The organism is Andreprevotia sp. IGB-42 (genome assembly GCF_009848685.1).
In the GTDB taxonomy this organism is placed as follows: domain Bacteria; phylum Pseudomonadota; class Gammaproteobacteria; order Burkholderiales; family Chitinibacteraceae; genus Andreprevotia.
In genome coordinates this window covers 221,924-239,917 of record NZ_WXTX01000005.1, presented here as the reverse complement: position 1 = coordinate 239,917, position 17,994 = coordinate 221,924, and the positions used below count along the sequence as shown (strand labels likewise).

Sequence of the window (17,994 nt, the reverse complement as noted above, 5' to 3'; positions counted from 1 at the left end):
CCGCCTCGACTATCAATTCACAAGAAACAATTTATCCACAAAACACATATTTATCAACAAATAGCCCGAGCCTATGATGCAGTCATGGATGCAGCACAGCTCAAACAGCAGTGACATTCAGCGCGACAGCCAGTCAACCGGTTAAAAGCCGTTTCCCTCGCCGCCGCGATCTCTGACCACAAGACAGGAAAAGAAACCATCATGACCAAGTTCACATCCACCCTCGCCGCTGTTGCCCTGTTTGCCACCGTTGGTGCTGCCAATGCCGCTGATGGCCTGGTGCAATACTCGCAACGCGCCACCACCCCGGTTGCTGCTGCCGTAGCCACCCCGGCTGAAGGCCAGGGCCTGGTGCAGTTCTCGCAACGTGCCCGCCTCGATGCCCCGGCAGCAGGTAATTTTGCGACTGCCCAAGGCACATCACTGGTGGAGTTCTCGCAACGCGCCGTGATGCCGCTGCAGTAAGCACTGGCAACGCCGGGCACATCCGGCAGTACACGCAAAGGCCGACGTCAGTCGGCCTTTTGGTTTATCTGAGCCAGGATGCACCACTAGAGCTGGGCAGTGAAGACATCACCCGCGGCCAGCATGGCGTAACGCATATCCAGCATATCGACGACGCCTTTGTACGCTCGGGCGACTACGCCCAGCTGATCAACACCGCCAAACTGCTGCTAGACCTGACCGAGCCAGATGCGCAGATCAAGCGCGGCGAACAGGAGCAAGGCGTGAAGCACTTCATGGAGGCGCTGGATTGGCTGCTGAATGAAGGACGCCGCAGCATCAGCATCCAGCGCTATAAAGGCTTGGGTGAAATGAACGCCGAACAGTTGAAAATAGAGTTGCTTGTCCATGGCTTCCCGCACATCCCGGGCGCGAGCAATGGATTCCAGCCATCCCTGAACGCCACCTTTGAGAGCATGATCAAGTCAGCCTCTTTCCTGGAAACTTCTGGACGAGGAACAGGCTGCTCGGCCAGCAAAAAAGGTCATTGCAGCGTACGTCGGGGATGCGGCAAGTTCCTCGCCACACACTGTGAATTGTGCCCGCGCAGCCGGCCGTAGCATCCGGCCCGCGACGCAAACCCAGGCACCCCCGCTGCAAGCCGCGCGGTTAAAGGGCTGCAGCGATTTATGCATCTGGCAAATCAGCTAAACCGATTTGGCATATCGCTTTATCAACCATAAAGAAACAAATAATCCACAAAATTACCGTTTATCAACAAATCATATGGGCATAAAGTGATCTCAACGGTGCCGCCTAGCCCAACGGCGAACGGCATCTTCAGCACAGCGCTACCCGGCCAACCGCCGTTTCCGCGCAACTGCTGCAACTGACCACAAGACAGAAAGGAAACCATCATGACCAAGTTCACTTCTACCCTCGCCGCTGTTGCCCTGTTTGCCACTTTTGGCGCTGCCAATGCCGCTGATGGCCTGGTGCAGTTCTCGCAACGCGCCACCACCCCGGTTGCCGCAGCCACCGCTACCCCGGCTGAAGGCCAGGGACTGGTGCAGTTCTCGCAACGTGCCAAGCTCGATGCACCGACACTGAACAACTTCGACACCGCACAAGGCACCTCGCTGGTGGATTACTCGCAACGCGCAGTGATGCCGACGCTGCAATAAGCGTTCGCAGCTACGCCAGAAGGCCGACATCGTCGGCCTTTTTTAATGCCTGTCAGCCCATCATCAACAGCGCCGGGTGAGCCGGGCCTACGTCCAAGCTGGAGCATGCGGTGCAAAAGATTGAACGGCCCATCGCATCCGCACGTTGACCGATGAGTGGTCACACTTTGGTATCAACCAGCTTGCCGATAGATCGTTTAGTAATGGTGCATTGCAATCTGGGCGTGCAATTATCAACATATAAGAAACAATAAATACACGAATCAGCGGTTTATCAAAGCATGATCAACCCATATGATTCAGTCATGGATGCAGCACAGCTCAAACAGCAGTGACATTCAGCGCGACAGCCAGCCAACCGGTTAAAAGCCGTTTCCCTCGCCGCCGCGATCTCTGACCACAAGACAGAAAGGAAACCATCATGACCAAGTTCACTTCTACCCTCGCCGCTATTGCCCTGTTTGCCACCGTTGGCGCCGCTAGCGCTGCCGATGGCCTAGTGCAATACTCGCAACGCGCCACCACCCCGGTTGCCGCAGCCGTAGCCACCCCGACCGAAGGCCAGGGCCTGGTGCAGTTCTCGCAACGTGCCAAGCTCGATGCACCCGCACTGACCAACTTCGACACTGCACAAGGCACCTCGCTGGTGGATTACTCGCAACGCGCGGTAGTGCCGCTGCAATAAGCAGCCATCCTCGCAGCACATGAAGGCCGACAGCAGTCGGCCTTTTGCATGGCCAGATGGGCCGATCCGCTGCGCGCGGGGCTGATGGACTGCCCTGGTGTAAAGCGAGGTGGCAGGCCTGCGCGGATGGCCTGTGTATTCCAGGCCATGCCGGATGCGTGATCATCTGCCACGAACCCATGTATTGCCAGCGCAGACAGCGGCTTGCCGGCCGTCACGATGGCTGGATGCCACTTGTACCAAGCACGGATTCGACCGGGAGGCCTCAAGCGGGGTATAATGGATTTGCTACATCCGGGGACGCCATGGTTTCGACGGGGGTTTCAAAGCGGGTGGGGGCATGCCGGGGTTTCAGTCTACCCCGTAAAACAACTGAAAACAGTTAGTCGCAAACGACGAAACTTACGCTCTAGCTGCTTAATCGCGCTGGACTCTGCACTATCTCTCCCAATGGGTAGGCCAGGTAACTGGCAGCAGAGTCATTAAGTTGGGATCGCCCTTGGCCGGGTCACTTGGTCAGGGGTTAAACGCAAGGTGACTCGCCCGAGACAAGCCCGCCGGTCGGCGTGTTGAAGGTTAAATCCAATTGGCCAGGCTAAGCATGTAGAACCCTTCGTGGAGGGCTTTCGGACGCGGGTTCGACTCCCGCCGTCTCCACCAAAAAAAGCAAAGAGCCCTGAGCAATCAGGGCTCTTTGCTTTTGTACTGCACGCCACTGCACGCCATGCCTATCCAGCAGCGCCCCCCACCGCACTCGTCCTGTTTCATCCACCACAGGCAAGCGCTTGTTCGCGGCATCGTCCTCACCCTCACGCACACCAAGCCCGCCAACAAACGCCACCGCGCACCCAGTAAAGCAAGGTTAAGCTGACTGTACTTAAAGAAATTCTGATATTTCAATTTCAAACAAAGAAAGTGATATCCGGATTTGCTGGCATAATGCGCGTTGCACACAACACATGCGGATTGCTGTGCTGCAAATATCTGCACCACATCCAGCACCCCATCATGCAGCATCGCCGTACCTCGCCACGACCGGCCCGGTCAGCGGTGCCTTCGGGTATATCGTCCCATTCAGGAGTTGGCTTCAATGGCTTTCGCGCGGCATTGCTTCAAATTGTTCTCCAGCTTGCTTCTGCTGCTTTGTGCAGCGCCTGCACTGGCCACGCCGGAAACCGGCTGGTGGTGGAATGCGGCAGAGGGTGGGCGTGGCTTCACCATCGAAGTACAGGACGGCAAGATGTTTATGGCCGGCTTCATGTATGACGATAACGGCAAGGCAATCTGGTATGCATCCGGCCCCACGCAGATGGTCAACGACAATACCTATGTGGGTGTGTGGCAGCAGTACGGTGGCGGCCAAAGCCTGAATGGCAACTATCAGAGCCCCACGGTGGTGAATGCCAATGTTGGCAATATCACGCTGACTTTCAGCAGCCCCAACAGCGGTACGCTGGTGCTGCCCAACGGCAAGCAGGTTGCGCTGACCCGCTATTTCTTCGGTGGCCAGGCGGGCGGCGTCACCAGCAAATGTGGTTCATCCAACTTCAACACCACCAAGTACGATGCCATTGCGCTGGGTATGTCGCTGGATCAGGTCAAAAACATCATCGGCTGCACCAATGACCCTGCGTATACCGTGTCCATCAACAACGGTAACCTGAAACGCCTCAACTGGAATGGCCCGGTTCCCGGTTCATCCACCACGTTGTACGTGATCACCGTGTACTTCGATGCCACCGGCAGCACCGTGACGGATATCCGCGGCGGCACCACCAGCCAGCCCTACTTCAAGGAATCGTCGGGCAATCTGCCAAGAAATTGATGCTGGCAGGCATCTCGGACGGAAGGCCGGCTTTTGCCGGCCTTCGTGTTTTTATCCGGCCGGCGATTGGCAGCTTGAAGGGGTAAACGCGGGTAGCAAATGCAAAGGAGCGCTGCGCCTACACAAGGCCCCGCCGCTTGATGGCAATGCGCACAGGCCGGCGGCTCTACACTGTGCCATGCCATCAGGCATTGCGCCGTGTGGCAACAAGCAGCCCGATGGTGACTTCCGTGCCGCACGGCCTGCGGCGCTGTCATGGAGATCCGCGATGCGCCCCCTGCCCCACTGGCTTGCTGCCGCTTCTTTCCCCGCGCTGGCCATCAGCCTGTTGCTGGCAAGCAGTACCGCGCAGGCAGTCGATGACGTAGCCAGCCGGGCCAGCGAGATTGTGGCGGAGCGCCCTGCAGCCGGTGCGCTTTCAGCCACCGATGAAGCCTTCATCCGCCAGGCTGGCCAGGCCAGTGTGGCCGAACTGGCAGCGGCGCGGCTGGCACTCAAGCGCAGCCAGCGTGCGGACATCAAAGCGTTTGCGCGCCAGATGGTGGATGACCACACCGCTGCCAATGCCAAGCTGGAAACACTGGCCAGCGCCAAGAAAACACCGCCCCCGCACGAACCGGACGATGCGCAGCGCAAGGCATTGCTGCGGCTGGAGAAACTGCCGGATACCGCGTTCGACGACGCTTATATCGCCGCGCTGCGCAACGGCCATGCGGTGGCGATTGCTCTCTTCAGCAAGGAAGCAGCGCACGGGCAGGATGCCGACCTGCAGCAACTGGCTGCAGATGCGCTGCCCATGCTGCAGCGGCATCAGCAGCGGATACAGGCATTGTCCGATGCAAAGCCATGAGCAACCACCGGAACGGCATGGATGGCTGGAGATTGCGATAGCGTGCATTGCGGGAGCCCAGTGCCCCCGTGCCGTCAATCCTGCTGCGGGCAATCGGCTTGGCGCGTCAGCGTGATCTGGCCGGCAAGACCATCCTGGTAATACCACAGCGGATAGTTGTAGCTTTGCATCAGCTTCCTGTAGCCGCCACTGGCGATCATCGCCTTGAGCCGCCCCTCCAGCTTGCGCGCTTCCGCCACGCCCCGGGCATCGGCATGCAGTGCCAGCGCGGGGATGGTCTGATCGAACACCTTGCCCAGATCGTAGCGCAGCGTCTTGCCCAGCTTGAGCTGATTGATGGTCTGATCCATCAGGAAGGCGTAGCCATATACATAATCAACCCTGCCCACCATCAACATGCGCATGGCTTGCTGGTAGTTGAGCGTGTCATACCATTGCCACTCCGGGTGGCGCTTGCGCAGCGTGTGGGTAAGCCCCTGCACCACGGCGATGGATTTACCGGCAAGGCTGTCGCCGGGCTTGGGCAGCGGCTGGCCAACCGGGCCCACGAACACTTCGTAATCGTGCAGGCCGATGCTGAGGAAATGCGCATCCTTCCAGCGGCATACCGGGATGGCAAACAGCACATCGGTCTGGTGGGTATCGAACATCCACAACGCACGGCTGGGCGGGAACAGGCTTTCCTTCACGTCGACCTCATCGCCGTACAGCGCGCGCACCAGATCCGGGTAGAAACCGGTCCCGTCCTCGTTGGTAAAGCCAGGGAAGGACATCAGCGCCACCGGCGATGCCGCCTGCACCGGCAAAACCGCTGCGCACAGCAGCACAGCCAGCCCCCGCTGCCACCTGCTTGCCGAGCTGTGGCCGGCTGAGGTTCTGACCATACGCACGCTGCTTGCTCCTTTGCATGCCGGCAGCACGGTGCTGCGCGGTCAGACATGGTTGTAAGCATAGGTCATCAGCATGGCCGCACAATAAGCTTCAACCCGAAGCCGGCCGGCCCGGCGCCGGGCAACAAATCAGTTGCGGCCTACATGAAAAGCCGCTGCTGCCTCACCATGGCCGATGCCTGCTTGCCGCAATAATCAGGCGATCCCCCAGATGCAGCGAGGCAGCAATGGACGCCGAACAGAAATGGCCGGATACCCTGTGGATCGTGCGGCACGGCCAGAGCGCCGGCAATGTGGCGCGTGATCTGGCCGAGGCCGCCAGCCTGCCACGCATTGACGTGGCCGAGCGGGACATGGACGTACCGCTCTCCGCACTGGGCCAGCAGCAGGCAGATGCACTGGGCGGCTGGTTTGGCGGCCAGCCACCCAGTGCCCAGCCCACGGTGGTGCTGACCTCGCCCTACCTGCGCGCCAGATCCACCGCGGAACGGGTACTGGCAGCGGCCGGCATCCGCCGTGAAGCGCTGACATTCGTGGCTGACGAGCGGCTGCGCGAAAAGGAGTTCGGCATCCTGGACCGGCTGACGCGCAGCGGCATCGCCGAGCAATACCCGGAATTGGCCGAGCAGCGTGCGCATGTGGGCAAGTTCTACTTCCGCCCGCCCGGTGGCGAAAGCTGGTGCGACGTGATCCTGCGCTTGCGTAGCCTGATCGACACGCTGACGCGCGATCACCGCAAGGAGCGAGTGCTGATCGTGGCGCACCAGGTGATCGTCAATTGCCTGCGCTACCTGCTGGAGCGCATGGACGAGGCGCAGATCCTAGCGATCGACAAGCTGGGCGATGTACCGAACTGCAGCATTACCTCCTATCTATTCGATCCGGCTGCAGGCCGGCATGGCAAGTTGGTGCTGGACTTGAGCAACTTCGTGGTGCCGCTGCAGCAGGCGGGCGCGCCGGTAACCAGCGCACCCGACATGCCGGCAGCACCGAAATCATGACGTCATTCCCGGTGCTATTGCCACCCTGTGCCAGCCGGGACGCGGCGTGCGTAATCAACGCGGCATTGCTGGCGCAATGGCCATTGCCGCAACCGGCAGCCGATGCCGACAAGGCCGGCCGCGGGCACATATTGATTGTTGCCGGTTCGCCAGAGACGCCCGGTGCGGCAGTACTGGCAGCCACCGCCGCCTTGCGCGCCGGCGCCGGCAAGCTGGTGATCGCCACTGCGGCCAGCGTGGCCACCGCGATAGGCATTGCCATGCCGGAAGCACGGGTGATTGCCATTCCCGAGACCAGCCGTGGCGGCATCACGCTGCATGCGGCGAAAAGCCTGCAACAGGCAATCGGCATGGTGGATGCAGCGGTGATCGGCCCCGGCATGCCCAAGGGCGTGGCCACCAGCCACCTGGTAGCGCTGCTGCGCGAAGCGTGGCCAGTGGTGCCGCTGGTGCTCGATGCCACCGCCATGGATGCTTTACCGGCACAGCCCGACTTGGGCGGGCCGCTGGCATTGACACCGCATGCAGGCGAAATGGCGCATCTGACTGGCCATGCCAAGGCAGACATCGAACACGATGCGGCCAGCCATGCGTTGCACTACGCCAATGCGTGGAGCGCCACGCTGGCGCTCAAGGGCGGCAGCACGCATATCGCCAGCCCGGATGGCCGGCTGTGGCGACTGGATGATGGCGATGTGGGGCTGGCGACTTCCGGTTCCGGCGATGTGCTGGCAGGACTGGTGGGCGGCTTGCTGGCACGCGGTGCCGATGTGGAACAGGCACTGGCCTGGGCAACGTGGCTGCATGGCCAGGCCGGTAAATGCCAGGCGCAGCGGCAGGGCCCGCTGGGCTATCTGGCGCGAGAGCTGGCGGCGGAAATACCCCGCTTGCTGCAGGTACCGGCGGAAAGCCACGCTGCCATTCCTTACTAAACCCGTCAATCACGGCTACACGCCGCAACCGTGGCCATTACAGGCTTTGCGCGTTTGCCCCCCATTTCTTTGCAGCAGGTTCGGCAACCATCCACCTGCAGCAACATCAGCCCCGCTGCCGACACGCCAACGACTGTAATTCCTACCCGATAACGGGCATGCCACCACTGCAGGCGACCCGGGCATAACGCTAATCTGATCGTGTTGTTACTTACCCATGCGCCAGCCAGCCCCGATGCCGGCAGCGCAAACCAAGGAGAACGACCATGGCCAATCTCGATCCGTTTGTTTCCAATGCCGGCAAGTCCACCGCAGGTATCAATGCCCAGTTTCCGGATGAAATCGGCACTCGCCAGAACCGCGGCGGTGCACGCATCATCGGCTCGCAGGATGCGCTGACCCGTGGTGAAGGCCCTGGCCCGTACCTGATGCTGGCCGATACGCTGGAAGGCAACGACGTGGTGAACCGCGCCGGTGAAAACCTGGGCGAAGTGAAGGGCCTGATGCTGGACGTGGAACGCGGCCGTGTGGCCTATGCGGTGTTGTCGTTCGGCGGCTTCCTCGGCATTGGCGACAAGCTGTTTGCGGTGCCGTTCAACGCACTGGAACTGGATACCGACAACAAGCAGTTCGTGCTGGATGCCGACAAGGACCGCCTGGAAGGCGCCCCGGGCTTCGACAAGGACCACTGGCCGAGCGTGGCCGACCATCAGTGGGGCCAGGACGTTCATGCCTACTACGGCACGACCCCGTACTGGGAATAAGCACTGATCTGCACGGGCGGTGCCATGAGGTGCCGCCCGTGTGCCTTTGTGTGATGAACTTTGGCCCGATGAACCCTGCCCGATGAACCCGTCTGAAGGAGAAGCCCAGATGCCCAAGACCACTTCCCTGCTCTCCGCAGTGCTGCTCGGCAGCCTGCTTGCCGGCGCCCCCGCCATCGCCGCCGTGGTGGAGGTCAAACCCGCAGCCAAGGATGTCGTGCCATCGAAGCTATCCAATGCGGACGAAGAATTCATCGATAAAGCCGGGCATGCTGGCGCCGCGGAAATCGCCGCAGCCAAGCTCGCGCTGCAGATCAGCAAGGATGCGGATGTGCGGGCGTTTGCCAACCGCATGCTGAAAGACCACACCGCTGCGGATGCCAAGCTCAACACCATTGCGGCGCTGAAAAACAAGACCCCGCCGCGTGATCCGGATGACGCGCAGCAGGCCGAATTGCAGAAGTTGGGTGGCCTGACCGGCAGCGCATTCGATAAAAGCTACATCGAAGGCCAGGTAAAGGCGCACGATGAAGCGGTAGCGCTGTTCACCAAGCAGGGCGCGGAAGGCAAGGATGGCAACGTGAAGAACTTTGCCAATCAGACGCTGCCGACGCTGAAGCAGCATCAAAGCCATATCAAACAGTTGGCAAAGTCCCACCAGTAACTACTTGCCGTTTCCATCAGAGGCTACAGCAGGGCTCGTAATGTGGGCGCCCACACGCAAAGGCCGCTTGCCGGAAGGCAGAGCGGCCTTTTTGCAACCGGATGCGGATGCACCCTACCCCGGCGTTGCGAGCCTGACCGTCACATCCCCAGCTTTTTCTGCATCTGCCTGGTGATGCGCTGCGCGGCGCGTGCGTAATCCTGCCAAGGGTCCTGCTCCCGGCTGGCGAGGTAATCCGGCGTGTTCTGCACGGTAAAGTCGGCGGCGCTGTGCAAGCCATCGAGCTGATCCCAACTGATGGGCATGGCCACGGGCGCCTGCGGTCTGGCGCGGCTGGAGTATGCGGCGATGGCGGTAGCGCTCTTGCTGTTGCGCAGGTAGTCCACATAGATCTTGCCGTTGCGTCTGGCCTTGGTGCTTTTGGCGATGAAGCGTGCAGGCAGCACGCGCGCCAGATGATCGGCGATGGCGTGGCTGAAATCCTTGACCGTATCCCAGCTGTGCGTGCGCGCCAGTGGTACTTCCAGATGCAAGCCCTTGCCGCCGGAGGTCTTGAGGAAGGATTGCAGGCCAAGTTCGTCCAGCAGCCCGCGTACCAGGTGCGCGCTTTCGATCACCGTGGGCCAGACCACGTCCGGGGCCGGGTCCAGATCGAGGATGAAGCGGTCTGGCTGATCGGGCGCATCCGCGCGCGCACCCCAGGTGTGGAATTCCAGCACGCCCAGTTGCACCAGACTGACGATGCCGGCGAGCGTATCCACCTCCATATACGTGGCGGTTTTGCCGCTACCGGCTTCGACGATCTCCACGCCCTTGATCATGCCGGGCAAAGTGGGTGTGAGGTGACGCTGGAAGAAACATGCATGCGCGGCACCTTCCGGGCAGCGCACCAGTGAAACCGGCCGATCGTCCAGCTGCGGCACGATCCAGTCCGCCACCTGCTGGTAATAGCGCGCCAGATCACCCTTGGTGATGCCGGCATCGGCAAACAGGATGCGGGATGCGTGCGAGATACGCACCCCGGCCACTTCGGCGGTTTCTGTCTGCGCTGCACATGCGGGCTTCTTTTGCACGGATGTTTGCTTGCCACGGGCAGTTGCAGGATCTTGTGTGGCCGATCTGGTCGCCACAGCCGGCTTGGTATCCGTAGCTGCTGCCTTTGCCTGCTTGCGGGTGTGTTCATCGGGCAATGCGCAAGATGCAGATTCGCGCACGATGCTGGCCGGGTCTTTGTCATCGCGCAGGCCGAGAAATGCCGCCTGGCGCACCAGATGATCCTCGGTCCACTCGGCAAAGCGCACTTCGGCCACCAGTTGCGGTTTCACCCAATGCACGCCGCGCAATGTGCCGCCGGATGGCGGCCGGGCGAATGGCGCAGCCTTGCGTTGCAGTGGCTGCAGCCTGGCCAGCAGTTCGGCCAAACGTTTTTCGGTAAAGCCGGTGCCGACACGACCGGCGTAGCGCAGCTGACCGTCCTCATGCACGCCCAGCAGCAATGCGCCCAGCGCGCTGCGGCTGCCGGCCGGATCGGTATAGCCGCCGACGACGAATTCCTGGCGGTGCTGGCACTTGAGCTTGAGCCAGTCTCGGCTGCGCGCCCCCGGGTGATAGCTGCTGTCCGCACGCTTGAGGATCAGCCCTTCCAGCCCATGCCGGCACGCGTGATCAAAGCTTTGCTGCAACTGGCCGGACAGGTGATCGCTGTAGCGGATGGGCAATGCCGCATCGGCCCCTGCCAGCACGGCGGCCAGCGCGCTTTTGCGCTGCTGCAGCGGTTGCGCTGCCAGTGCCTTGCCCTTCAGCCACGGCGCATCGAACACGTAGTAGATCAGCCGGCCGATTTTGCCGCCCTCGCCGGCAAACGCGTTTTGCAGCAGCTGGAAGCGGATCTGCCCGGATTCATCGACGGCCACCACTTCGCCATCGAGCCAGCTGCCGGCCAGATCCAGCGTGGCCAGTGCGTCTGCCACTGGTTGCATGCGGCCCGTCCAGTCGTTGCCGCTGCGGCTGTACAGCTGCACGCCGTCCTCCCCGCAACGCGCAAGGATGCGGTAGCCATCGAACTTGATTTCGGCCAGCCAGTTGTCCTCATCATCCGGCACGCAGCTGCAGAGGGTGGCGAGCTGCGGCTGCAGTGTGGCGGGCAAGGCGGTGTGCGCCTGTTTGCGGGTGCGCTGTGCGGGTTGTACAGGTGGTGCGCTGCGCTCCGTGCGGGCAGCTTTGGCGCGGCTTGTGTTTGCTGCCGCCGTTTTCGTTCCTGTGCCTGATTGCCCCGCTGGCGCTGCAGCGCTGCTGCTGGCGGCCTCGGGTTTGCGGCCTTTCTTGCCTGCGACAACATCATCCAGATCGCGGCCGCTGAGCACACTGCGGGTATGTGCTGCGGTGATGTCCGCATCATCACCATGGCGGGCTTCAGCGTCGTCTGCCTTCAGCAGCAGCCAGTTGTCGTCGCCATCTTCACGTGCCTTCATGCGCACCAGCGACCACTCGCCGGCCAGCTTGTGGCCATGCAGCGTGAAGCGCAAATGCCCCTTGCGGTAGCCCGCATGCGGATCACCCAGCGGCGTCCAGCTACCGCTATCCCAGACGATGACATGGCCGGCGCCGTATTGATGCGGCGGTATCGTGCCCTCGAAGCGACCATAGTCTAGCGGGTGATCTTCCACGTGCACGGCAAGGCGTTTGTCGGCGGGGTTCAGGCTGGGGCCCTTGGGAACTGCCCAGCTTTTCAGTACGCCATCGAGCTCCAGCCGGAAATCGTAATGCAGCCGGCGCGCGGCGTGTTTCTGGATCACGAACTGCAGTTGCTGGCCGGATGCGCCCACGCTGCCGGCAGGCTCCGGTGTGCGGGTGAAATTGCGTTTCTGGTGGTAGCGATCAAGCGGCATGGCACCTCCAAATCAGGCCTGTTTGCGACGGCTGGCGGCGGGTGCCGGGCTGGCTGATCTGGCCTTGCCGGCGGGCGTGGTTTTGCCGGCCTTGCTGACAGCAGGCTTGGCCGCCTTGGCCTTGGCTGTACTTTCTTTAGCAGCCGGTGCCCGCCCGCTTGCTGCACTGGTGGGCGCGGCAGAGAGGCTTTTTTTCAGCAGGTCCATCAGGTCAATCACCTCGGCCGAGGCGGGTGCTTCATCCTCTTGCGCATCGTCCGGTGTGAGGTCATGCGTCTGGTGCTTGCGGCTTTTCTCGTCGATCAATGCCAACAGGTCGTGCCGGTATCGATCCTGGTAGCGCTGTGGCTGCCAGTCCTCGCTCATGCCGTCGATCAGTGCCATGGCCATCTTCACTTCTTTCTCGGCAATGCCGGCGTCTTCGATGCTGCCGGGCAGCTTGAGCGCATCGGTGCCGCGTATTTCCTCGCCGTAGCGCACGGTATTGAGCACCAGCGCATCGCCCACCGGCGAGATCAGCGCCAGGTGCTGTTTGACGCGGATGACGATCTGCGCCACCGCGACCTTGCCGGAGCGGCGCAGTGCTTCGCGCAGCAGCGCGTACACCTTCTCGCCGCGTTTGGCGGGGGTGAGGTAATACGGTTTTTCGAAATACATGGGCTCGACGTCATCTGCGGCAACGAAGGAAAGCAGGTCGATGGTCTGCGTGGCCTTGACGTTGGCGGCGCGGAAATCCGCATCGGACAGCGCCACGAACTGATCCGGCTCGTATTCGTAGCCCTTGATGATGCGGTCCCACGCTACTTCCTTGCCGGTGCGCTTGTTGTAGCGCTTGAAGCCCACCGGCGAGAAATCGCGCGAATCGAGCATGGTGAGATCCAGCTCGTCCGGCTCTTCGGCCGAGAGCAGGCTGACCGGGATAAAGATCAGCCCGAAGCTGATTGCGCCACTCCAGATTGCGCGTGCCATCGCTATGCATCCATGAACCGGTGATCGCTTTACGCTACCCCGGCTGCACACGGCGCCCTATCGGCCAACGCCGCTTGCTGGCGTGGTGCTGCAGGCAGCGGCGCATCAGACAATGCCGACAGCGCCGCTCAGCTCAGCCGAAGGGTTGCGCCAGCACGATCATGTCATCGCGCTCCGGGCTGGTGGAGATCATCGAGACTGGCGTAGCGGTGAGCGTTTCGATGCGGCGGATGTAGTTTTGCGCAGCAACCGGCAGTGCATCCCAGCTGCGGATGCCCATGGTGGATTGTTGCCAACCGGGCACCACTTCGTAAACGGGCTCGGCCTGTGCCTGCGCGGCTGCGCTACCCGGATAGGCATCGCTGATCTCGCCATGGATGCGGTAACCGGTGCAGATCCGGATTTCCGCCAGGGTATCGAGCACATCCAGCTTGGTCAGCACCAGGCTGTGCGCTCCGCCGGTCTTGATGCTCTGGCGCAGCAGCGCGATATCGAGCCAGCCGCAGCGGCGTGGCCGGCCAGTATTGGTGCCGTATTCAGCGCCGCGCTGGCGCAACAGATCGCCCTGCTCGCCCGCCAGCTCGGTGGGGAACGGCCCGGCACCGACGCGGGTTGCGTAGGCCTTGCTGATGCCGAGCACATGCGCGCTGCTGGCAGCCCCCAAGCCAGACCCAATCGCTGCCTGCCCGGCAGCCGCATTGGATGAGGTGACAAACGGATAGGTGCCGTGATCGACATCCAGCAGCATGGCTTGTGCGCCTTCGAACAGGATGCGCTCGCCACGCTGGTCAGCCGCATCGAGCTGCTGCCAGCTTGATGTGGCATATGGCAGGATGCGCGGCGCCAGTGCCAGCAAATCTGCCAGCAAGACGGCGGGATCGAACTCCGGCAGGCCAAGGCCCCGCAGGCGGGCGTTGTGGTGGGCCACCAGCTCATCCACTTTCATGGATAGCGTATCCGGCTCGGCCAGATCGGCAATGCGTATCGCGCGGCGGCCCACCTTGTCTTCCAGCGCCGGGCCGATGCCGCGGCCGGTGGTGCCGATGGGCTGTGCGCGGCGCGCCTCATCTGCGGCTTCCACCGCACGATGCACCGGCAACACCAATACCGCATTGGCGGAGATGCCCAGATTGGCGGGGCTGACCACGCAACCCTGCGCGGTGATGCGGTCGATTTCTGCCAGCAACGCATGCGGATCGATCACCACACCATTGCCGATCACCCCGGGCTTGCCGTGCAGCAGACCGCAGGGCAGCAAGGCCAGCTTCCATTTCTGGCCATTTACCACCAGCGTATGCCCGGCATTATGGCCGCCGTTGAAGCGCACCACGCGGTCTGCGTGCTGGCTGAGCACATCGACGATCTTGCCCTTGCCTTCGTCGCCCCACTGCATGCCGATCACGATGACTTTATTGCCCATACCTGTTCCCTCCGCTGCCCGATTGACCCTGCGCGCACCGGTGTTGGTGCAGATGGAAGTTACGGGGCTTCCCCGGCCGGAACAAACGATTTATCGTGCAGCCATACGTCAGGAAAACTCACACGAATGAAACGACAGCTACCGCCGCTGAACGCACTGCGCGCGTTTGAAGCCGCCGCCCGGCTACAAAGCTTCAGCGCTGCAGCCGATGTGCTTCACGTGACGCATGGTGCAATCAGCCGGCAAATCCGCCAATTGGAAGACTGGCTGGGCAAACCGCTGTTCGAGCGGCTGAACCGGCGCGTGCTGCTGACCGCAGCGGGTGCCAGCTACCTGGCCGAGATCACACCGGCATTCGAGCGCATCGAGGCTGCTACCGCCCGGCAACTGGCGCAGCGCGAAGCACGCTTGCTGCGGGTGAATGCGCCTGCCACGTTCACGCTGCGCTGGCTGATACCAAGGCTGTCGCTGTTCCAGATTGCGCATCCGCAGGTGGAAGTGCGCATTTCCACCTCGAATGACCCGATCCCATCGCTGGGCGATGCCTACGACGTGATCATCCGCGGTGGGCCGCAAACGCTGAAAGGCCATACCGGCCACGAGTTCATGACCGAAGACCGCCTGCCGGTATGCAGCCCGGCCCTGCTGGCGCGCCAGCCACTGGAAACGGTTGGCGACCTGCAGCACCACACCCTGCTGCACACCGCCACGCTGCCGGATGTGTGGCGCGACTGGCTGGATGCCGCCGGGGCACCAGCATTGCAGCCCGCCCAATCGCTGACGCTGGAGCATTTCTACCTGACCCTGCAGGCAGCGCTGGACGGCCTCGGCGTGGCGATGGGGCCAACCTTGCTGGTGGCGGATGACGTGGCCGAAGGCCGGCTGGTGCTGCCGTTCGACGGGCCACGGCTCAACAGCTGGCGCTACTTTGCCTATGTGCCGGACAAAAGCGGCAACGATGCGGCGGTGCAGGCGTTTTGCGACTGGTTGTACCACGCGGCACGAGCAGCAACACCGGACTGATGCCCATCAGATCTGGCCACACGCCACGTAAAACCACCAAATTGCTGCCACCTGCCGCCCGATACCAACCGCCTGTACTGGCAAGTGGATATGGTTTGCTCATAAAGCACACCTCACATATATCCATGCAATCTAAAAATTGCTACCATAGAACTTCCAATCGATTGATTGGCAGCGTTCTCAGGGCGGGGTGCAATTCCCCACCGGCGGTAACTGCGCAAGCAGAAGCCCGCGAGCGCCTGTTGCCTGCGTGTGGGTGACAGGGTCAGCAGATCTGGTGCGATACCAGGGCCGACGGTGATAGTCCGGATGAAAGAGATCGCGAATTACCGGTGACTGCGCTGCGGCGTGGCTGCCGTGCTTTCGCGTGCCCTGATTCTGGTGTGATCCGTTTCACCGAGGAAATCCATGAATCAGCCGTATTCCCCCGCGCATACCAGGCGCGAGGTAGACATCCCCACTTCTCCATCCAGCGGCACCCGCATTGCCATTGTTGCTGCATCCTGGCATCAGGACATCGTTGGCCAATCCACGCGTGCCATCGTGGCCGAGCTGGCACGCAATGGTGTACCGGCAACGCAGGTGGATCAATTCGATGTGCCCGGTGCGTTCGAGATTCCGCTGCACGCGCGGCGGCTGGCGCAAAGTGGCCGTTATGATGCCATCATTGCCTGCGGCTTCATCGTCAATGGCGGCATCTACCGGCACGAGTTCGTGACATCCGCAGTGATCGATGGCCTGATGCGCATCCAGCTCGATAGCGATGTACCGGTGTTTTCAGCGGTGCTGACACCGCGCGATTTTCACGAGCACGATGATCACCTGCGCTTTTTCACCGATCATTTCGTGAAGAAAGGCACCGAGGTAGCGCAAGCGTGCCTTGCCACCTTGCAAAGCCTGAACGCATTGCCACTGGTGCACCACCAGCAATAACGCAGACAGCCCGCGCAAGCGGGCTGTTGTTGCATGTACGCTTGCACTGCACGCAACCCGGCTACTGCGATTGCGGTACGGCCTGTGCGGCAAGCTGTTGCGGATTTTGCCAGCCGCCGCCCAGCGCCTTGATCAACTGCACGGTGCTGGTCAGTTGCTGCCCCTGCAATTGCGCCAGTTGCCGGCGATTGTTGAGCGCGTTCTGGCTGGCGGTGACCACTTCCAGATAACTGGCGATACCGCCACGGTAGCGGTCGGTGGCAATGGCCTGCGCATGCTCGGCGCTGGTGGTGGCGGTTTGCGCATGAGCGGCAGCGCTCTTGAGCGTGGTGAGCGACGCCAGGCTGTCTTCAACCTCCTGCAACGCACGCAGCACGCTTTGCCGGTAGGCGGCCGTTGCGGCTTCGTGATTGGCGCGCGCGGCATCGAGCCGGGCAGCATTGCGGCCCCCATCGATCACCGAATAGGCAAGGCCCGCACCCAGTGCCCAGAACACGCTGGGTGCAGAAATCAGCGATGACAATTCACGGCTATCCCAGCCGCCACCGGCATTGAGCTTGAGGCTGGGAAAACGCGCGGCATCGGCAACGCCGATCAGGGCATTGGCGACTGCCACGCCGCGCTCAGCCGCGGCGATGTCCGGGCGGCGTTCCAGCAAGCTGGCCGGCTGGCCCAGCGGGATGGCCGGGAGTGCACTACCTGCGGTACCGAGTGCCAGCGGGCTGGCCGGCAGCTGGAAAGCCGGTGCCGGCTGGCCGGTGAGCGTAGCCAGGCTGTTGGCCAGCAACAGGCGCTGACGGGTAATCAGGTCGATCTGTGTGCGGGTGTTGTCACGCTGCGCTTCTTGCTGCGCCACATCCAGCCCGGATGCAGCGCCTTTTTCATGCCGGGCGGCCAGCAGATCGACCGCGCGCGACTGGAAGGTGAGGCTCTGCTTCAGCACATCCAGCTCGGTATCGAGCGCGCGCAGCGCAAACCAGTTGCTGGCCACCTCTGCGGTCAACAGCAGGCGGACGTTCTCGAAATCGGCCTCGGCCTGCTGGCTGCTGGCTGCGGCACTTTCCACTTCGCGGTTGATGCGGCCAAACAGATCGACCTCATAGGCAACGGTGGCGCCAATGATGAAATCGTTCTGCGTAGTGCTGGTGGCCTTGCCGTCATTGGTGGATGCGGGGCGGTTGGCGGACGTTTGCTGGCGCGCGCCACGCCCGCTCAGGTCCACCGTGGGCCACAGGTTGGCATCGACTGCGCGCGCATTGGCGCGTGCCTGTGCCAGCCGTGCCGTCGCCAGCTTGAGGTTCTGGTTGGCCGCCAGTGCCGCATCTTCCAGCTGGTTGAGCGCCGCATCGCCGAACACCTGCCACCACGCCCCCTTGGGCAAGGCATCTGCCGGCTGGCTACCCTGCCAAGGCAAGGGGCTTTGCCATTGTGCGGCGCTGGCGGCCACCGGCCGTACATAATCCGGCCCGCTGGCGCAGGCAGCCAACCCCAGCAGTGCCAGCAAGGACAGCTGGGGCATCAC

At 62.2% G+C, this 17,994-nt stretch carries 18 protein-coding genes, 1 other RNA gene and 1 riboswitch; of the genes, 13 read left to right on the top strand and 6 right to left on the bottom strand.

All coding sequences use genetic code 11. The features are described 5' to 3' along the window. Positions 1-201 precede the first annotated feature (201 nt). Complete coding sequence (locus tag IGB42_RS10075; RefSeq protein WP_159670897.1) at positions 202-465, top strand: hypothetical protein; 264 nt, start codon at positions 202-204, stop codon at positions 463-465. A gap of 59 nt (positions 466-524) precedes the next feature. Continuing rightward, positions 525-1,064, top strand: coding sequence for a hypothetical protein (locus tag IGB42_RS10070; protein ID WP_236822540.1), 540 nt, complete (start codon positions 525-527; stop codon positions 1,062-1,064). Positions 1,065-1,177: 113 nt separating this feature from the next. On the opposite strand, the gene IGB42_RS10065 is transcribed toward IGB42_RS10070, so the two are convergent. Beyond that, the gene (locus IGB42_RS10065) at positions 1,178-1,363 is read right to left on the bottom strand and encodes a hypothetical protein (RefSeq protein WP_159670894.1); all 186 of its coding nucleotides are present in this window, start codon (positions 1,361-1,363) and stop codon (positions 1,178-1,180) included. Here IGB42_RS10065 and IGB42_RS10060 point away from each other — a divergent pair. The 5 genes from IGB42_RS10060 to IGB42_RS10040 all read left to right on the top strand — a co-directional run bounded on the left by IGB42_RS10060 (position 1,362) and on the right by IGB42_RS10040 (position 4,988). After that, positions 1,362-1,628 (top strand): hypothetical protein, encoded by a 267-nt coding sequence (locus IGB42_RS10060; protein WP_159670891.1) that lies wholly within the window; start codon positions 1,362-1,364, stop codon positions 1,626-1,628. The genes IGB42_RS10065 and IGB42_RS10060 overlap by 2 nt on opposite strands. A 421-nt stretch (positions 1,629-2,049) precedes the next feature. Then, positions 2,050-2,313: a hypothetical protein gene (locus IGB42_RS10055; protein WP_159670888.1), complete on the top strand. Its 264-nt coding sequence runs from the start codon at positions 2,050-2,052 to the stop codon at positions 2,311-2,313. 296 nt (positions 2,314-2,609) lie between these two features. Further along, positions 2,610-2,973, top strand: a transfer-messenger RNA (tmRNA) gene (ssrA, locus tag IGB42_RS10050). Positions 2,974-3,403: 430 nt separating this feature from the next. Further along, the gene (locus IGB42_RS10045; RefSeq protein ID WP_159670885.1) at positions 3,404-4,138 is read left to right on the top strand and encodes a hypothetical protein; all 735 of its coding nucleotides are present in this window, start codon (positions 3,404-3,406) and stop codon (positions 4,136-4,138) included. A gap of 268 nt (positions 4,139-4,406) precedes the next feature. After that, on the top strand, positions 4,407-4,988 hold the full coding sequence (locus IGB42_RS10040) for a DUF4142 domain-containing protein (RefSeq protein WP_159670882.1): 582 nt from the start codon (positions 4,407-4,409) through the stop codon (positions 4,986-4,988). A gap of 74 nt (positions 4,989-5,062) precedes the next feature. On the opposite strand, the gene IGB42_RS10035 is transcribed toward IGB42_RS10040, so the two are convergent. Then, positions 5,063-5,872 carry an ABC transporter substrate-binding protein gene (locus IGB42_RS10035; RefSeq protein ID WP_159670879.1) on the bottom strand — a complete coding sequence of 270 codons (810 nt, stop codon included), beginning with the start codon at positions 5,870-5,872 and terminating at the stop codon, positions 5,063-5,065. A 233-nt stretch (positions 5,873-6,105) separates the two neighbouring features. Between IGB42_RS10035 and IGB42_RS10030 the strand changes: the two genes are divergently transcribed. The 4 genes from IGB42_RS10030 (at position 6,106) to IGB42_RS10015 (ending at position 9,239) form a co-directional block, all read left to right on the top strand. Then, positions 6,106-6,879, top strand: coding sequence for a histidine phosphatase family protein (locus tag IGB42_RS10030; protein ID WP_159670876.1), 774 nt, complete (start codon positions 6,106-6,108; stop codon positions 6,877-6,879). Beyond that, positions 6,876-7,811 carry an NAD(P)H-hydrate dehydratase gene (locus IGB42_RS10025; RefSeq protein WP_159670872.1) on the top strand — a complete coding sequence of 312 codons (936 nt, stop codon included), beginning with the start codon at positions 6,876-6,878 and terminating at the stop codon, positions 7,809-7,811. The genes IGB42_RS10030 and IGB42_RS10025 overlap by 4 nt, the downstream gene beginning before the upstream one ends. A gap of 266 nt (positions 7,812-8,077) precedes the next feature. Beyond that, positions 8,078-8,575, top strand: coding sequence for a PRC-barrel domain-containing protein (locus IGB42_RS10020; RefSeq protein ID WP_159670869.1), 498 nt, complete (start codon positions 8,078-8,080; stop codon positions 8,573-8,575). Positions 8,576-8,684: 109 nt separating this feature from the next. Beyond that, positions 8,685-9,239: a DUF4142 domain-containing protein gene (locus IGB42_RS10015; RefSeq protein ID WP_159670866.1), complete on the top strand. Its 555-nt coding sequence runs from the start codon at positions 8,685-8,687 to the stop codon at positions 9,237-9,239. Between the two features lie 140 nt (positions 9,240-9,379). On the opposite strand, the gene ligD is transcribed toward IGB42_RS10015, so the two are convergent. The 3 genes from ligD to IGB42_RS10000 form a co-directional block, all read right to left on the bottom strand. After that, entirely contained in the window at positions 9,380-12,127 is a 2,748-nt protein-coding gene (gene ligD, locus IGB42_RS10010) for a DNA ligase D (RefSeq protein WP_159670863.1), read from the bottom strand. A gap of 12 nt (positions 12,128-12,139) precedes the next feature. Continuing rightward, a complete protein-coding gene (locus tag IGB42_RS10005; protein WP_159670860.1) occupies positions 12,140-13,096 on the bottom strand; it encodes a Ku protein in 957 nt (318 codons plus the stop codon). Between the two features lie 133 nt (positions 13,097-13,229). After that, entirely contained in the window at positions 13,230-14,516 is a 1,287-nt protein-coding gene (locus IGB42_RS10000) for an adenylosuccinate synthase (protein WP_159670857.1), read from the bottom strand. Between the two features lie 126 nt (positions 14,517-14,642). Here IGB42_RS10000 and gcvA point away from each other — a divergent pair, with 126 nt between their 5' ends. Both gcvA and IGB42_RS09990 read left to right on the top strand, forming a co-directional pair. Continuing rightward, entirely contained in the window at positions 14,643-15,539 is an 897-nt protein-coding gene (gene gcvA / locus IGB42_RS09995; protein ID WP_159670854.1) for a transcriptional regulator GcvA, read from the top strand. 172 nt (positions 15,540-15,711) lie between these two features. Further along, positions 15,712-15,864: riboswitch (FMN riboswitch) on the top strand. 83 nt (positions 15,865-15,947) lie between these two features. Beyond that, positions 15,948-16,472, top strand: a complete 525-nt coding sequence (locus IGB42_RS09990) for a 6,7-dimethyl-8-ribityllumazine synthase (protein WP_159670852.1) — start codon at positions 15,948-15,950, stop codon at positions 16,470-16,472. Between the two features lie 61 nt (positions 16,473-16,533). Here the strand turns inward: IGB42_RS09990 and IGB42_RS09985 are convergent, their stop codons facing one another. Continuing rightward, positions 16,534-17,991 (bottom strand): efflux transporter outer membrane subunit, encoded by a 1,458-nt coding sequence (locus IGB42_RS09985; RefSeq protein WP_174764195.1) that lies wholly within the window; start codon positions 17,989-17,991, stop codon positions 16,534-16,536. Positions 17,992-17,994 lie beyond the last annotated feature (3 nt).

Coding starts and splice junctions, on each gene's coding strand:
- IGB42_RS10045 (WP_159670885.1), top strand. CDS start 3,404: ATGGCTTTCGCGCGGCATTGCTTCAAATTGTTCTCCAGCTTGCTTCTG.
- IGB42_RS10040 (WP_159670882.1), top strand. CDS start 4,407: ATGCGCCCCCTGCCCCACTGGCTTGCTGCCGCTTCTTTCCCCGCGCTG.
- IGB42_RS10015 (WP_159670866.1), top strand. CDS start 8,685: ATGCCCAAGACCACTTCCCTGCTCTCCGCAGTGCTGCTCGGCAGCCTG.
- IGB42_RS10030 (WP_159670876.1), top strand. CDS start 6,106: ATGGACGCCGAACAGAAATGGCCGGATACCCTGTGGATCGTGCGGCAC.
- IGB42_RS10000 (WP_159670857.1), bottom strand. CDS start 14,516: ATGGGCAATAAAGTCATCGTGATCGGCATGCAGTGGGGCGACGAAGGC.
- IGB42_RS10065 (WP_159670894.1), bottom strand. CDS start 1,363: ATGATGGTTTCCTTTCTGTCTTGTGGTCAGTTGCAGCAGTTGCGCGGA.
- IGB42_RS09990 (WP_159670852.1), top strand. CDS start 15,948: ATGAATCAGCCGTATTCCCCCGCGCATACCAGGCGCGAGGTAGACATC.
- ligD (WP_159670863.1), bottom strand. CDS start 12,127: ATGCCGCTTGATCGCTACCACCAGAAACGCAATTTCACCCGCACACCG.
- IGB42_RS09985 (WP_174764195.1), bottom strand. CDS start 17,991: ATGCCCCAGCTGTCCTTGCTGGCACTGCTGGGGTTGGCTGCCTGCGCC.
- IGB42_RS10035 (WP_159670879.1), bottom strand. CDS start 5,872: ATGGTCAGAACCTCAGCCGGCCACAGCTCGGCAAGCAGGTGGCAGCGG.
- IGB42_RS10055 (WP_159670888.1), top strand. CDS start 2,050: ATGACCAAGTTCACTTCTACCCTCGCCGCTATTGCCCTGTTTGCCACC.
- IGB42_RS10075 (WP_159670897.1), top strand. CDS start 202: ATGACCAAGTTCACATCCACCCTCGCCGCTGTTGCCCTGTTTGCCACC.
- IGB42_RS10005 (WP_159670860.1), bottom strand. CDS start 13,096: ATGGCACGCGCAATCTGGAGTGGCGCAATCAGCTTCGGGCTGATCTTT.
- gcvA (WP_159670854.1), top strand. CDS start 14,643: ATGAAACGACAGCTACCGCCGCTGAACGCACTGCGCGCGTTTGAAGCC.
- IGB42_RS10060 (WP_159670891.1), top strand. CDS start 1,362: ATGACCAAGTTCACTTCTACCCTCGCCGCTGTTGCCCTGTTTGCCACT.
- IGB42_RS10020 (WP_159670869.1), top strand. CDS start 8,078: ATGGCCAATCTCGATCCGTTTGTTTCCAATGCCGGCAAGTCCACCGCA.
- IGB42_RS10025 (WP_159670872.1), top strand. CDS start 6,876: ATGACGTCATTCCCGGTGCTATTGCCACCCTGTGCCAGCCGGGACGCG.